The organism is Parasphingorhabdus sp. DH2-15 (assembly GCF_051668705.1).
Classification (GTDB): domain Bacteria; phylum Pseudomonadota; class Alphaproteobacteria; order Sphingomonadales; family Sphingomonadaceae; genus Alterisphingorhabdus.
The window spans coordinates 472,969-489,110 of the sequence record NZ_CP196351.1; the positions used below are offsets into that span (position 1 = coordinate 472,969).

10 protein-coding genes and 1 pseudogene are annotated in these 16,142 nt (G+C 51.4%); 6 read left to right on the plus strand and 5 right to left on the minus strand.

Annotated features, from left to right (window positions below):
- The first annotated feature begins 106 nt into the window (after positions 1-106).
- From ACR9YC_RS02260 to ACR9YC_RS02280, 5 genes are all read left to right on the plus strand, one after another.
- The gene (locus ACR9YC_RS02260) at positions 107-1,657 is read left to right on the plus strand and encodes a tryptophan halogenase family protein (RefSeq protein WP_438729295.1); all 1,551 of its coding nucleotides are present in this window, start codon (positions 107-109) and stop codon (positions 1,655-1,657) included.
- The gene (locus tag ACR9YC_RS02265) at positions 1,654-2,787 is read left to right on the plus strand and encodes a tryptophan 7-halogenase (RefSeq protein WP_438729297.1); all 1,134 of its coding nucleotides are present in this window, start codon (positions 1,654-1,656) and stop codon (positions 2,785-2,787) included. Before ACR9YC_RS02260 ends, ACR9YC_RS02265 begins: the two co-directional genes overlap by 4 nt.
- Positions 2,784-4,310, plus strand: a complete 1,527-nt coding sequence (locus tag ACR9YC_RS02270; RefSeq protein WP_438729299.1) for a tryptophan halogenase family protein — start codon at positions 2,784-2,786, stop codon at positions 4,308-4,310. Before ACR9YC_RS02265 ends, ACR9YC_RS02270 begins: the two co-directional genes overlap by 4 nt.
- A gap of 2 nt (positions 4,311-4,312) precedes the next feature.
- Positions 4,313-5,818: a tryptophan halogenase family protein gene (locus tag ACR9YC_RS02275; protein WP_438729301.1), complete on the plus strand. Its 1,506-nt coding sequence runs from the start codon at positions 4,313-4,315 to the stop codon at positions 5,816-5,818.
- A gap of 147 nt (positions 5,819-5,965) precedes the next feature.
- Positions 5,966-9,166, plus strand: coding sequence for a TonB-dependent receptor (locus ACR9YC_RS02280; protein WP_438729303.1), 3,201 nt, complete (start codon positions 5,966-5,968; stop codon positions 9,164-9,166).
- A gap of 98 nt (positions 9,167-9,264) precedes the next feature.
- Here ACR9YC_RS02280 and ACR9YC_RS02285 read toward each other — a convergent pair whose 3' ends face one another.
- A complete protein-coding gene (locus tag ACR9YC_RS02285) occupies positions 9,265-10,374 on the minus strand; it encodes an S-(hydroxymethyl)glutathione dehydrogenase/class III alcohol dehydrogenase (protein ID WP_438729305.1) in 1,110 nt (369 codons plus the stop codon).
- A 144-nt stretch (positions 10,375-10,518) separates the two neighbouring features.
- Between ACR9YC_RS02285 and ACR9YC_RS02290 the strand changes: the two are divergent.
- A pseudogene (locus ACR9YC_RS02290) lies at positions 10,519-12,330 on the plus strand (DEAD/DEAH box helicase); the annotation flags it as partial.
- Between the two features lie 283 nt (positions 12,331-12,613).
- Here the strand turns inward: ACR9YC_RS02290 and ung are convergent.
- The 4 genes from ung to ACR9YC_RS02310 form a co-directional block, all read right to left on the minus strand.
- On the minus strand, positions 12,614-13,327 hold the full coding sequence (ung, locus tag ACR9YC_RS02295; RefSeq protein ID WP_438729307.1) for a uracil-DNA glycosylase: 714 nt from the start codon (positions 13,325-13,327) through the stop codon (positions 12,614-12,616).
- Positions 13,324-13,989, minus strand: coding sequence for a hypothetical protein (locus ACR9YC_RS02300; protein ID WP_438729309.1), 666 nt, complete (start codon positions 13,987-13,989; stop codon positions 13,324-13,326). The genes ung and ACR9YC_RS02300 overlap by 4 nt, the downstream gene beginning before the upstream one ends.
- Complete coding sequence (locus ACR9YC_RS02305) at positions 13,986-14,795, minus strand: SDR family NAD(P)-dependent oxidoreductase (RefSeq protein ID WP_438729312.1); 810 nt, start codon at positions 14,793-14,795, stop codon at positions 13,986-13,988. Before ACR9YC_RS02305 ends, ACR9YC_RS02300 begins: the two co-directional genes overlap by 4 nt.
- Positions 14,796-14,881: 86 nt before the next feature.
- Positions 14,882-16,123 (minus strand): FAD-binding domain-containing protein, encoded by a 1,242-nt coding sequence (locus tag ACR9YC_RS02310; RefSeq protein WP_438729315.1) that lies wholly within the window; start codon positions 16,121-16,123, stop codon positions 14,882-14,884.
- Between the last annotated feature and the right edge of the window lie 19 nt (positions 16,124-16,142).

The following is a 16,142-nucleotide window of genomic DNA, read 5'->3' on the forward strand; positions in this document are numbered from 1 at the left end:
AAGATAGATTACAGCCTTGACCGCAATGTCGTATAAGCTGAACGTGCGCTCTGTTCGGATAAGATTCTTTATGAAAGGAAGGCTTATCTGAGGCAAAGGAGAGGAAATGACTGCTGCATATATGCAGGATAAGGTGAATAACGTTGTCATTATAGGCGGCGGCACGGCTGGCTGGATGACAGCTGCCGGTCTTGCATCAATGCTGGGTCAAACCGGTTTGAATATCACTCTGATCGAATCAGAGGCTATCGGCATTGTTGGTGTTGGGGAGGCAACGCTTCCGCATATTCGGCTTTTTAATGAGACTATCGGTGTCAACGAAGCCGAGTTTATGGCTGCAACATCTGCGACGTTTAAACTGGGCATAGAGTTTTGCGATTGGGGCCGGTTGGGCGATAGCTATATCCACCCATTTGGTGAATTTGGCTTGGCTAATGAAGGCGTGGCGTTTCACCATTATTGGCGGCGCATGCAGGATGATGCCGAAACCGCGCCTGATATTGGCGCTTTGGACGAATATTCCCTGCCGATACTGGCCTGCAAAATGGCCAAGTTTCAGCCGCCATCCGAAGATCCACGTTCGGTTCTCTCCACCTATCGTTATGCCTATCAGTTTGATGCGCTGCAATATGCGCCATTCATGCGCGACCATGCTGAAAAACGCGGGGTTACCAGAATTGAAGGCAAGGTCACCCATGTCGATCAAGACAGTGGGACCGGGGATATATTGAGCGTCACCATGGATAATGGCCAGAGCATATCTGGCGATCTGTTTATTGATTGTACTGGCTTTTTTGGCTTGTTGATCGAGAAGACCCTTGAGACAGGCTATGATGAATGGTCGAAATGGCTGCCTTGTGACCGTGCTGTCGCGGTCCCTTGTGAGCATGAGGGCACATTGTTGCCTTACACTCGGGCTACTGCCGATAAGGCCGGGTGGCGATGGCGCATCCCTTTGCAGCATCGCACAGGCAATGGGCATGTTTATTCAAGCGGTTTCACCAGTGATGATGTGGCAACGGATTCTCTGCTGGCTAACCTTGAAGGCAAAGCGCTTGCTGATCCGAGACAGTTACGTTTTGTCACGGGCAAACGCCGCAAATTGTGGAACCGCAATTGTATTGCCATTGGCCTTTCCGGTGGTTTTCTGGAACCTTTGGAATCCACCAGCATCTACCTGATACAAGAAGGTGTTACCAAGCTATTGGAGATGTTCCCGCAGACCAGTAATTTCACCGTTCATGCAGCAGAATATAACCGCCGAATGGACCTGGAGTTTGAGCGGATTCGTGATTTTCTTATCCTGCATTATCATGCCACAGAACGCGATGATTCGGCATTTTGGAATTATATGCGGACAATGGATATCCCCGATAGTCTGGCCGAAAAAATAGAGCTTTTTAAAAGCAGCGGACGCGTTGCATCCTATGATCATGGGCTGTTCCTGATGCCAAGTTGGGTAGCGGTCTATATTGGGCAGCGTGTCATGCCGCAGCATTATGACTGGCGTGCAGATCGGTTGGATAAGGGGCATATCAAAAAGCATCTGTCTGGCTTGCGCAACCATATGCACCAAGCGGCCATGTCTATGCAGGACCATGCAAGCTATATTCAGAACAACAATATGGCGCGCCGGCCGGTGACAGCGGCTTCATGACGCATATGGCACCGCTTCGCACAATCATTCTGGCTGGCAGCGGCGTACGTCTTGCCCTGTGTGCAGCGCTCATTGCCAGACATTGCGTGAGTGAGGCGACCAAAGTCATTGTGCTCAACTGTACTGATGCAGATATTGTTGATGCTGACATGATACTCAGGCCCGATATGCAGCGATTGCATAATGACCTGCAAATACAGGCCGATGCACTGCAATCTCGGGCAAAAGCGCGCGCTGTTTATGCGGTTGATTGTGCCTATGATGGTGGGCGTATTGCTTTGCCCTTTGGCGATTATGGTATGGCCCGTGATGGCGCTGCATTTCACCATTATTGGAACAAAGGGAATAGGCTGGGGCAGTCATATGGTTTGGACCAATATTCACCATCATTGGCCATACATCATGGCAAAGCACAATTGCCTTTGGCGATTGCGGCCCAGATTGGCATTGGTTTTGGATTGCAGGTTGATCGCGCTGGTTATGGGCATTTGTTGCTAGCTAAAGCGCGTGATTTAGGGGCGCAGATTGTCTCTGCGGCCGAAGTCACTGTGCGCAAAGGCAGCGCAGATTATCCCTATTCTATTACAACGGATGATGCCCAGTTTGAGGCTGATTTTTTCATTGATGTTTCGCGTTCAGGGCAATGGGCAGGCAGTATTGGTTTGGCAGAAACGGGTTGGCACGATCATAGCCTTTATCTGCCACATAGCGATCAGCCCCAAGGCATAGAAGCATCGCATCTCTATAGCGCGATACAACGCTTTATAGATATGCTGCCCACACGTGGTGGCGGCTCGGCGGAAAGGCGTGAATATAACCGCCTGTCCCAAGAGCAGAGCGAACGCATTGCCGATATGGTCTACCTGCTTGGCAATGATGATAAGAGCATATCGCAGCGACCTGCATTGCGCCGCAAAATCGAAGTATTTCAAACCTGCGGGCGCATACCGGTCGAGGATTATGAAGTTTTCAGCCCCGCAGAATGGTTGACAATATTGCTGACGAAATGCGGCAACCCATTGCACCATGACCGATTGGCAGACCGTCTTTCAGAGCAGGATCTGCTTATATGGCTGGATCAGTTACGGGGCAAAATAGGCCAGTTAAAGCGCCAATTGGAGAATATATGAACGCGAATCCCATTCGTCATATTGTGATTGCCGGCGGCGGTACCGCTGGCTGGATGACGGCGGCGGCATTATCCAAATTTTGCGCCCGGACCGGCGTAAAAATTACGCTGATTGAATCGGAAGCCATTGGCACTGTTGGCGTAGGTGAGGCGACCATTCCGCCGATCAGCAAGTTTAATACGCATCTGGGTATCGATGAAAATGCATTCGTTCGTGAAACCCAAGCGACGTTTAAATTGGGGATCGAATTTGTTGATTGGGGCGCGCTTGGGGATCGCTATTTTCATCCCTTTGGCAGCTTTGGTTTCGACCTTGAAGGGATAGAGTTTCACCATTTCTGGTCGCGTCTTGCCGCTATGGGCGAGGCCAAAAGCCTTGAGGATTATTCATTAAATACACTGGCGGCATATGCGGGCAAATTTTTGCGGCCTGAAGAAAGCCATGGCCCGGTCATGAATAAGCTGGCCTATGCTTTTCATTTTGATGCATCGCTTTATGCAGCCTATTTGCGCCGCATTGCCGAGAGCCAGAAGGTTGAGCGGGTGGAGGGCCTGATAGAGCATGTTGAGCAGGATTCAGAAACGGGTCTGATCAGCGCAGTGACATTGCAAGATGACCGGCACATTACTGCTGATTTTTTTGTGGATTGCACTGGCTTTCGAGGATTGTTGATCGAGGGTGCATATGCCGCTGGCTATAATGATTGGAGTCGCTGGCTACCAGTGAACCGAGCAGTTGCAGCCGCTTGCAAAGGCTCTGGCAGTTTAAACCCCTATACACGCTCAACCGCGCGAACGGCAGGGTGGCAATGGCGCATTCCTTTGCAGCATAGGGTGGGCAATGGGCACGTATATTGCGATGCCTATATGGACAGTGATACCGCAGAACAGCAATTGCTCGAAAAATTAGAGGGTGAACCGATATCTTCGCCCAATCATTTGCGTTTTATGACAGGCCATCGCCGCAAATTCTGGGCAGGAAATTGCGTTGCAATCGGCCTGTCAGGGGGCTTTTTGGAGCCTTTGGAATCGACAAGCATTCACCTTATTCAGGCCGGAATATCGAAACTGATTTCGCTTTTCCCCAACACCACAGACTCGCCAATAGAACGCGACGAATATAACCGTCTGATGACCGATGATTATGAGCATATCCGCGATTTTCTGATATTGCATTATAAAGCCACGACACGCAGCGATGCACCTTTTTGGGAATATGTGCGGACTATGGACGTGCCGGACAGCTTCACCAACAAGATGGAATTGTTGAAAAATGCTGGCCGCTTTTTCAGATATGACGCTGAATTGTTCGACCTGCCAAGCTGGCTGGCCGTTGCGCAGGGGCAGGGCTGGGGTCCGCAAGGATATAACCCAATGGCAAATATGCTGAGCGAAGATAATTTGCGCCAAAGTGTTGCCAATATGAGCGGCGTATTGGCAAAAACCGAACAGGCCATGCCTACGCATGAAGCCTTTATCGAGCGTTTCTGCAAAGCGGCGCCCGTGGCAATGGAGACCAAATAACCATGAATGAGCATTTGCTGGATGATATTGTTATTGTTGGTGGGGGTACAGCCGGATGGATGACGGCTGCGGCGCTGGGCAATTTGCTGCGCGGCACGAAGACAAAGGTCACGCTGATTGAGTCGGAGGAGATTGGCACAGTTGGTGTAGGCGAAGCCACTATCCCACCTATCATTGCCTATAATGAGATGCTGGGCATAGATGAGAATGAATTTATTCGGGAGACCAAGGCGACGTTCAAATTGGGCATTGAATTTGTCGATTGGTACGAAAAAGGCTCATCCTATATCCACCCTTTTGGGGATTTTGGTGTCGATTTCGATGCTATCCCATTTTACCAATATTGGTTTCACAAAGCACTGGCTGGTGAAAAGGACGACCTCTTTGCATATTCCCTGATGGTTGAAGCATGCCGAAAAAAGAAATTTATGCGTCCTTTGAAAGACCGGCCAAAATCCGCGCTTGCGGGTATAAATTACGCCTTCCAATTCGATGCAGCGCTCTATGCGGCCTATCTGCGCCGCTATGCAGAAGATCGCGGTATTGTTCGGGTTGAAGGGCGGGTAGGCAATGTTGCGCAAGATAGCGAAACGGGCCATGTTCAGTCTGTTACCACGACAGATGGCCGGACATTATCGGCTGATTTCTTTATTGATTGTTCGGGCTTTCGCGGCCTTTTGATCGAAGGAGCTTTGGCCACTGGCTATGAGGATTGGCGCAGCCATTTACCATGTGATCGTGCTGTTGCCGTGCCGTGTGAAAAAATAGATGAGCCCATACCCTATACGCGCGCAACCGCGCGAGAGGCCGGCTGGCAATGGCGGATTCCTTTACAGCACCGCACAGGTAACGGCTATGTTTATTGCAGCGACTATATTGATGATGATGCAGCGTGTGAGACATTATTGTCCAATCTTGATGGAAAGCCATTGGGTGATCCGCGCTTGCTGCGCTTTGTAACGGGCCATCGCAAAAAATTCTGGAATAAGAATGTGCTGGCGCTCGGTCTGGCGGCCGGTTTTATGGAGCCACTGGAATCAACCAGTATCCATCTTATCCAGACCTCTATTGCGCGATTGCTGACACATTTCCCCGACAAGCGTTTTAATCTTGCTGATATTGAAGCATTTAACAGTAGAACATTGTTCGAATATGAGCGGGTTCGTGACTTTTTGGTACTGCATTACACAGCAACCAAAAGAGATGACACGCCATTTTGGCGTCATTGCCAGTCGATTCGCACATCAGACAATTTGCAGCGACGGATGAATCAGTTCCGTGCTTCGTCACGTATATTTAGTGAACCAAATGATATTTTTGGGACTGCCAGCTGGGTTGCTGTCATGTACGGGCAGGGCATTACGCCTGAAGCATCAAACCCGCTTATTGCAAAAATGCCGATGGAAAGGATCCGTCACGTTATAACCAGCATTGGTAATACGATTGCGACTGCATCTGATCAAATGCCCGCCCATAAAACTTTTATCGATGATTGTGTTGGATCATAGGTGCATTGTTAACCCACTGGAAATACCAATCAAAATAAGAATTTTTCAACGGGAGAATACAAATTTGATTTTTTCGTTGACAAGGTTGTCAATTTTTCGAAGATATAGGCTAATAACAAAATACTATAAATGACATTAGGAGGGGTTATGAAAACCATTTTAGGGCGGTCGCCTACCAATCTGTGCCACAATTTGCTTATAGGCGTTTCGTCGATCGGTTTGATTGCAGCTACGCCAGCGTTAGCACAGGAAGCGTTACCGCAAAATGATGCTGAAGATCCTCAAACCGATGCCGGTGCTGAGGATGAAGGCTTGATCATCGTTTCCGGTATTCGCGAATCGCTCGATTCAGCGCAGAATATCAAACGTAACTCCGACACCGTTGTCGATGTTGTGACGGCATCAGACATTGGCGCCTTACCAGATCGTTCTGTTTCAGAGGTTCTGCAGCGTGTCCCTGGTGTTTCTATCATTCGCTTTGCTGGTCCTAATGATCCGGATCACTTTGCTATTGAAGGTTCAGGCGCGGTTATTCGTGGTCTGCCTTTTGTGCGTTCAGAGTTGAACGGACGCGATGTGTTTGGCGCAAGCTCAGGTGCAGTATTAGGGTTTGAAGATGTTTCGCCCGAATTGCTCGGTAGCGTAGCTGTTTTCAAAAACTCTTCTGCTGATCTCATCGAGGGTGGTGCCGCTGGTACAATCGATCTACGGACCCGTTTGCCGTTTGACTCTGATGGCCAGACTTTCTCAATCTCGGGCGAGCTTAACTATGGCGACTTGCGTGAAGAATTTGCGCCAACTGTCTCGGCTCTTTATTCCAATAACTGGGATACTGGTATCGGCCGTATCGGTATTTTGGCTAATGTCGCATATTCCGAACTGCTATCACGCGCTGATGGTAGCGCCTTTGCCGACCCGTTAGATCGTGATGCTGGCGCCGATGGCATATTATTCAATGCTGATGATAATTTGATAACAGACGCTAATGGCAATGCTCTGTTTATTCCAGGTGGCGGTAGCCTTCGTACGCAAGAATTTGACCGCGAACGTTTTACTATTGCCGGTGCTTTGCAGTGGGAAAGTATTGACGAACGTTGGCAGGCTACTGCACAATTCTTCCGCTCAGATTCCGAGCTAGTCTGGGGCGAAAATGTCCTTGAGACGGTTGTGGACGCATCTGGTCCGCGTGCTGGATTTGACCAAAGCGACTTTGTATTTGACGATGATGGCGTTTTCGAAAGCGGTACAATCATCGATAATTCACAATGGCGTGGACCGAATGGTACGGCTGCTCTGGTAAGCGGCGCAGGTACGCAAGGTGGGCAGCAGTTAAATACTTTCCGCACACGCCTTGAAGAGGATCGCACAGAAGATTACGGCTTCAACCTGAAATTTGCGCCGACGGATAATTTGCGCTTCAATTTCGATGTGCAATATATTGCGACAGAAGCTAATGTGAACGATGTTAGTGTCTTTGGTTCATTTTTTGCGCCTATCGCTATTGATCGTTCCACTGGTCAAGTGCCGGATGTTTCATTTGACGTGCCTGACGGTTTCTTTGCAGATCCAAGCAACTTTTTCCTTCGCGCATTTTTGGACCATACAACACAAAATGAAGGCGATTCGCTCGCTTTTCGCGGTGATGTTGAATATGACTTTGGCGGCGATGGCTGGTTAAAGTCTGTCCGTGCGGGTGCACGTTATAACCAACAAGACCTGTTATTGCGTCAGTCTGACTTTAACTGGGGTGCGATTTCAGAAGTCTGGACAGCCAATGATATTCAAGGGCTGTCTGGCGGCGATTTTAACGCTATCCAATCTGTCCTTCTGCTAGGTGGTAACCCTAATCCGGATTTGGATGCGGCGGTTGCGCCGTTGGTAGGCAGTTTCGAATTTGATAATTTCCAACGTGGCGAAGTTTCAAGTCCGACTGGTACTATTGTCTCTCCCAACGGTATCTCTCCTAGAGATTTTGATGGTTTCCAAAGCACAATATCAACCATCCTGAACGCCGTTGGTGGCAGCCCATCAGGTGCAAATGTTCTGACTGAGCGGCCAGGCGTTATTGCAGGCACACCATTTTTACCAAGTGAAATTGGCAGTATAACCAGAGACAATTTTGCAGCTTATGTCCGTCTTGATTTTGAATCGCCAGAGAGCGATTCTGGTGTTAAGCTGAGCGGTAATGTTGGTTTACGCTATGTGCGTACCGAACGATCAGTAGATACATCTATCACTACTGATCCGTTTGATATGATCTTCCCGCCCTCATTGCTCGCTTTATGTGCCCCTGGTGCAGGAGCGGGAATACCCAATTTCCAAGTTCCAGCAGCATGTGGTCTTGATTTGGTCGGGCTGGAAACTGCATTTGGCGATGGTCAGTTTATCGAAACAAGAGTTGATACTGATTATGAGGAGTTTTTGCCAAGTCTAAACCTGAAACTTGATATCCCGGGCGGGCATGTTCTGCGGACGGCTATCTCACGCACTTTGACACGTCCGGGTGTGGATCAGCTTAATGAGCGTATCTTCGTCAATCAAATTCCTGGAACCATTGTTCCTGATGGCGCAGGTGGTACAGTTACCAACTTTGGCGGATTCCAAGGCAATGCTACGGGTAATGCTGCATTGCTTCCGCAAACGGCGTGGAATTTTGACGTAGCGTGGGAGTGGTATTTTGCAACTGCTGGATCGATAACTCTGACTGGTTTTTATAAAGAAATCAGTAATTTCATTGCTTTTCAGCCGGTTCCTGTTCCGTTAACATTTGAAGGCGCTGATATTGAGGTGTTGCGTAATACAGAGGTCAATACGAGCGACACTGGTGATGTTCTTGGTTTCGAACTGGCCTATCAGCAGTTTTTCGATTTCTTGCCAGGGCCATTGAGTGGGCTAGGCCTACAATTCAACTATACTTATATTGAAGCCAATGGCGTATCCAACGAGCTGGACACTGCTCTTGCGAGTGATGATCCACCAACCGCACGATTTGATATAGATGACGGTATATTCCCGCGGGTATCGCGGCATAATATCAACCTGATCGGCCTATATGAAAAATCTGGTGTTCAGGCACGTCTCGCTTATAATTGGCGTAGTTCATTCTTGCTAACAGAGCGCGATGTGATCTTCCCATTTGCCTCAATCTTTCAACCAGCAACTGGGCAGCTTGATGCATCCATCTTCTTTGATCTGACGGATAATATCAAAATCGGTGTCCAAGGTGTGAATCTGTTGGATGATATTACTGTCACTGAGCAGTCTATCTCGGCATCAAGCCAACGAGCACTGCGGAATGCTTTCCGCAATGACAGGCGCTTTACCTTCATTGCTCGTGCAACATTCTAATCCAGTATAGATATCCTCTCTATACCTGACTCTATACCGGCCGGTGTTTCAATGCATCGGCCGGTTTTTTGCGCCTTCAATATCTTTGAAGTGGAGGCTTAGAACACCACGACGGAGCGTATACTCTCGCCTGCGTGCATCAGGTCAAAACCCTTGTTGATCTCTTCCAATGGCAGAACATGCGTGATCATCGGGTCGATCTGAATTTTTCCATTCATATACCAGTCGACGATCTTGGGTACGTCAGTGCGCCCTTTTGCACCGCCAAAAGCCGTGCCTTTCCAAACTCTGCCCGTCACGAGCTGGAAGGGGCGGGTGGAAATTTCTTTACCCGCTTCAGCGACGCCAACGATGATGCTCTCTCCCCAACCACGATGACAGGCCTCTAATGCGGTGCGCATGACGTTGGTATTGCCCGTGCAATCAAAGGTGTAATCCGCGCCGCCATCGGTCAACGCGACCAAATGCTCGACCAGATCGCCGGAAACCTCAGCCGGATTGACAAAATGTGTCATGCCGAATTTCTCTCCCCAGGCTTTGCGCTCCGGATTGATATCAACGCCAATAATTTTGTCTGCGCCAACCATTTTTGCGCCTTGTAAGACATTTAGCCCAATGCCGCCCAACCCGAAAACAATGATGTTGGAACCAGGTTCTACTTTGGCCGTGTTAGTAACCGCGCCAACTCCGGTGGTGACACCGCACCCAACATAACAGCTTTTGTCAAAAGGTGCGTCGGTGCGGATTTTGGCGACTGCGATTTCAGGCACGACGATGAAATTCGAAAAGGTGGAGCAGCCCATATAATGATAAACCGGTTGCCCTTTATAGGACATGCGGCTGGTGCCATCGGGCATCAGACCTTGGCCTTGTGTGCTGCGAATGGCGGTGCACAAATTGGTCTTGCCGGACAGGCAGCTTTTGCACTGGCGGCATTCCGGCGTGTAAAGCGGTATGACATGATCGTCAGGCGCAACAGAGGTCACGCCTGCACCGACGTCGCGCACTATTCCTGCACCTTCATGGCCCAGAATAGCAGGGAATTTGCCTTCACTGTCCAGCCCGTCCAGCGTATAGGCATCAGTGTGGCAAATGCCGGTCGCCATGATTTCAATCAATACTTCGCCAGCCTTTGGCCCTTCCAGGTCAAGTTCAACAATTTCCAATGGCTTTTTCGCTTCAAAAGCGATGGCTGCGCGGGTTTTCATGGGGCAAGTCTTTCTATTGTTATGTTGTGCTCTAAATATGACGCATTGGGCAGATTATTTCGACTTTAACGTCAGCCAAGTGCAGTCGGCAATAGACATTTGCACACCAAAGGCGCATGGGGCGCAATTGTTCAAGGAAAAATAATGTCATTAGAAAATATCCCCGCTTTATTGAGTGAGGCATTGGCCGCGCGCGAATATACCACGCTGACGCCTGTCCAGACCGCCGTCATTGAAGATGAAGCGGAAGGTAGAGACCTTATTGTCTCTGCGCAAACGGGTTCCGGTAAGACGGTTGCCTTTGGCCTGGCCATGGCGCCGCAAATTTTGGATGGTGGGCTGGTGAGCCTGGCCAAATTGCCCGCAGCGCTTATCATCGCGCCCACGCGTGAACTTGCTCTACAGGTCAGCCGCGAGCTGATGTGGCTTTATGCCGGAGCGCACACACGCATTGCCACCTGTGTTGGCGGCATGGATGCCAGCAAAGAACGGCGTAACCTGAAAAATGGTGCGCAAATTGTTGTCGGCACGCCCGGGCGTCTGCGCGACCATTTGGAGCGCGGGGCATTGGACCTGTCTGAGCTAAAGGTCGCAGTGCTGGACGAAGCGGATGAGATGCTGGATATGGGCTTTCGCGAGGAGCTGGAAGATATATTGAATGCCAGCCCCGATGACCGCCGAACATTGATGTTCTCTGCCACTATGCCGAAGCAGATTGTGTCGCTGGCCAAGCGCTACCAGCAGGATGCGATGCGCATTTCAACGGTTACGCAAGATCGCGGCCATGGTGATATTGCCTATCAGGCAGTGACTGTCGCTCCGCCTGACACAGAAAGCGCGGTGGTCAATCTGCTGCGCCTGCATGAGCCGGACACCGCCATTTTGTTCTGTGCCACGCGAGAGCGGGTGCGGCATTTGCATGCCAAGCTGACCAATCGTGGCTTTAACGCCGTCGCGCTTTCGGGTGAACATAGCCAGCAAGAGCGCAACCATGCCTTGCAATCATTGCGCGATAAAAGAGCGCGCATCTGCGTGGCGACAGATGTTGCAGCGCGCGGCATTGATTTGCCCAGTGTTACGCTTGTGGTGCATGTTGAAATTCCGCGCGATGCAGAAGCATTGCAACACCGTTCGGGCCGCACGGGCCGTGCGGGTAAAAAAGGTACGGCTGTTCTGGTTGTGCCTTATCAGCGGCGCAAGCGGGTGGAATCCATGCTGCGCGGCGCGAAGATCAATGCCGAATGGATTACGGTACCCAGCGCCGAAGAGATTAAGGCCAAAGATCATGAACGGTTGCTGGAAAAGCTATTGGCACCCGTTGAATTTGATGAGGCCGATATCGCTTTGGGTGCAAAATTACTGGAAACGATGAGCCCGGAAAATATAGCCGCTGCTTTGGTTTCTACGCACCGCGCCAAAATGCCATCGGCTGAAGATTTGCTGGATGACGGCAAACGAGAGCGCGCCAAAGAAACGCACCGTGACGGGTTTGACGATGCCATCTGGTTCCGTGTCAATGTCGGGCGCAGCAACAATGCCGACCCGAAATGGATATTGCCGCTCATGTGTCGACGCGGCGGCGTTACCCGCAATGATATTGGCGCCATCCGCATCATGGGGAATGAAAGTTTTGTGGCCATCGCCGCCAAATCAGCAGAGCAATTTGCACAGTCTGTCCAGAACCCCGGACAGGATGAAGATGATGATGTTGAGATCGTGAAAGCCGATGGTCCACCGCGCGATGCCGCGCGAGAGAACCGCAAGCGCGGCAAAGGTGGATATCAAGGACGTGGCGGCGAAGGCGGCAGCCATCGCGGCAAACCCAATTTTAAGCGGCGCGAAGACGGTGATGGGGGCAAACCAAAACGGCGTGAATATAAAGATCGCCCGAAAAAGGATTGGCCCAAAAAAGATGGCCCCCGCAATGATGGACCTCGCAGTGACGGGCCACGCGGTGATAGACCCAAAAAAGATGGGTTTGCACCGGACCGAGCAAAAACCGACAATGGGCCGGATAAAGGCAGTGCAGCCGACACTGGCAAACCTGTCGCAAGAGAGAAATTGCGCCCCGAATATAAGGGTGGGCCCAAGGGCGATTTCAAAAAAGATGGCAAAAAATATGCGCCAAAGAAAGTCGGTGCATCGCCCAAATTTCGCGGTAAGCAAAAGAATAAAGGCAAACCCGGTGGCGGCAAGCCAGTGAAAAGACGGCAACCGTAAAGGCCTTAATTTGCAGGTGCTAAATTGCAGGGATTGCCCAATTAATTGGTGCTGTGCCCTGTGATTTTAGGAAATCATTGCACTGGCTGAAATGCTGACACCCCAAAAACCCCTTATAGGCAGATAAGGGGGAAGGGTGCGGCGCGTGCAGCACAAGATGCCGGCTATCGACAAAAGCAGCCTTTTTCTGCGCATAGCTGCCCCAAAGCATGAAAACCACGCTATGCGGCAGTGCGTTCACCTGAGCGATAACTGCATCAGTAAACTCCTCCCAACCGCGCCCGCGATGCGATGCGGCTTTGCCCATCTCTACGGTCAAAACAGAGTTAAGCAGCAGCACGCCCTGACGCGCCCATGATTCCAGAAAACCATGACTGGCAGGGGCAATGCCCAAATCGCTTTCCAGCTCTTTATAAATATTGACCAAAGAGGGCGGGATTTTGACCTGCGGCTGCACTGAAAAGCACAGCCCATGCGCTTGGTTCGGCCCGTGATAAGGGTCTTGTCCCAAAATCACTACGCGCACCGTGTCTAAAGGGGTTAGGTCGAGCGCGCGAAATATGGCGCTGCCTTTGGGAAAGATCGTTTTTCCCGCTGCTTTTTCCGCACGCAAAAATGCTTTTAGCGCGGTCATGCGCGGATGCGTGAGCGGCCCCGCCAGCGCGGTTTTCCAGCTTGCGTCGAGCTTTACTGCGTCCAGATCAATCGCACCCAGATTGTCAGACTGGCTCATAATGTTGGTATCGTCTCGCCCCATGGTGGCGGCGGCGCTTCCACTGGTTTGGTGAGATCAAATTCTACACGGAAAAACCGGCCTTCGCGTTTCAGCTCATAGGCAAATTGCGTGTCATTCACGTCCACTGCCCAGACATTCGTAACCGAGGCAGCAAGGTCATTGGCGTTAAACAGGTCGATAGAGAATTGGTCAACGGGGAATTCCTGTCGTGTTGCTTGACCAGCTTTAGCAACCGTGCCGCCATAGCGGCTCACACTGTCTTCCTTACCATCCTCATGGCGGTGGACGTGATGCAGTGATAGGCCGTTTTCGGTGTGGTGGATGACCCAAGTGCGTGAGCGGTTCCATTGCGTGCCTGCTGTCTCACTTGGCATCTCGACATGAAAAGGAATGGCGATCTGTTCCGCATCACATGCGGCCACATGCATGACCATATTTGCCCCGGCAAAGTCGCTATCTTGCGGATCGTTGGAGGTCAGCTTTCCGGCATAGGCCTTACCGCATAGCGCCATCAGCGATGCATAAAATGTGTCTGCTGCGCTTTGCTGATCGGTGCTGTTCTCCGTGCTCGCATCTGCGCCCGTTTCGCTCGTACATCCGCCGAACGACAAAGATGCAGCGGCAATGACAGCTAATGCTTTATAAGATGTGTTTATCATACCGTCTTTCCTGCCACAGCCGCGCCAATGCCCGCGGTCATTTGAAACAGCATATCGGGGTTGGAATGCCGCAATTGCGCAGCAGCCAGTTCTTGCCCTTCGGCCACCATAATTTCCTTTGTGCCTGCTTTCATGCCGGCCAATATCCGCGCGGCGCATTCCTCTGGCGGCAGGCCATTATCTATGGCGGCATCAGATTCGCCGCGCTTTGCGCCATCACCAGTGAGCGCATTGCGCGCAACATCGGTCTTAATCGATCCGGGTAAGATTGTCGTGACGCCAATGCCATGGACCTGCTCCACCTCGGCGCGCAGTGCATCGCTATACCCGATCAACCCGTGTTTGGCGGCGCAATAGGCGGTGCGCAAGGGCACGCCGATGCGCCCCGCGACTGAGCTGATGGCCACCATATGCCCACTGCCCCGCGCAACCATATGGGGCAAAAGCAATTGGGTGAGCCAGATAGGCGCAAGCAGATCGACATCTAAAATACGCTTATACACCTCTGGCTGCGTATCTTTGGCCAAGCTGCGTTGGCTGATCCCGGCATTGTTGACCAAAATGTCGATATGCCCCTGCCAGCCAATAGCGGCCTTAACTTTGTCGCCCAATGCTGCCCAGTCGGTCGTATCAAATGGCAGAATGAGGTGCGGCACAGCGCAGTCATTGGCGACCTGTTGCAACGCCTCTTCGCGCCGACCGGACAGAATTAGCTGTGCGCCCTCCGCCGCAAACGCGCGGGCCAGAGCAGCGCCAATGCCTGATGACGCGCCAGTGATCCAGATTATCTTGCCCGCAAAATCCATATATCCATCCTCTATAAATGCGTATCTGTTTTGCAGCATGCTAAAGCCTGCCGCGCATTTAGGCTATGGGCAAATGGCAAGCGCTTTCATCCCAGGGCGAGTTCATCCAATATCGTTGGAATTCTCTGCTTCAGCTTGAAAAAACCCCTGCTGGCATGGGGCCAGACCAGACGATCATAATCGCGCAATATGGTCATGGTGGTGATGCCATTTTCGGCCAGATAGGTGGAGCGTTTATCCCATATATCACGTAGCGGACCAATGGGGATATAGGCCATGACCAATGTTTTTAGGCCCGCCTGTTGCATGGCCTGAATAAGCGCATCAGCAGAGATTATATCGCTGGCTGGGCAAGCAAATGTGGAGGCTGCACGAGCGCAAGCGTCATCGACCGCTCCGGCAGAAAATACCTGTACTGCACCGGCAGGCGGCGAAGATACCGCGTTCCAATCCGGCTTTAGGCCCACTATCAGCCTGGGTGCCTTGCCTTGCAGGGGCAGGCTTTGCGCTGCGCAATCCTCGCCATGGATCAGCAGAGCGAAATCATCAGGCAATGCGTCTTCCTCTGGCAGGGTAAGCAATTGGCGCGGATGATTATTCTCTTCCTCCAATGGCGCGGTCTGTTCATTCAGGCCTGTTGGCGCAAAGCGGCCATCGGTATAACGCGCAATATTGCTGGCGCGCGCCAGATAATGTTTCCCCTTGGTGTGCAGTCCGCCGACCCAGCGCCATGAACAGGTGTTGCTGGCCGCATGGCCATCCAGCAAATGGGTCAGGAAAAACTCTGCGCCCAAGGCCCATGGCAAGCGCAAGGTGAAGATCCAGATCGCGGCAAACCACATGCGCGCATGATTGTGCAAATAGCCATATTGCACCAGCTCCTGCGCCCACGCATCAAAACAGTCTATGCCGGTGCGTCCAGTAACTGCTTCATCATAGGCTGTGGCCAGCCCGCTATTCGCCGCCAGTTTGGCATGCAGATCGGACAATTGATCGGCATAATCGCGCCAGACACTGGGGTGATGCTCCAGCCAGCCCTTAAAATAGCCGCGCCAAAAAACTTCCTGAATAAACTTTTCTGCGGTTGATGGCGCAAAACGCTCCAGCGTTGCCGTTAGCACGTCCTCCTCTGTTATCAGCCGGTGGCGGATATAGGGGGAGAGGCAGGAGATATTGTCGCGTTTTTCCGGCCCGAAATCATAGTTGCGCTGGCTGGCATAGGCATTGCCTGCGCGGGGCACAAAGTTGCGCAATTGCGCCTGTGCGCTGGCTGCATCAGGGGTAAAATCCATCGGGTCGGAAAGCAGTCCGGGAAGAGCAGCGGGCATATTGGTCCTTGTCCTAAAG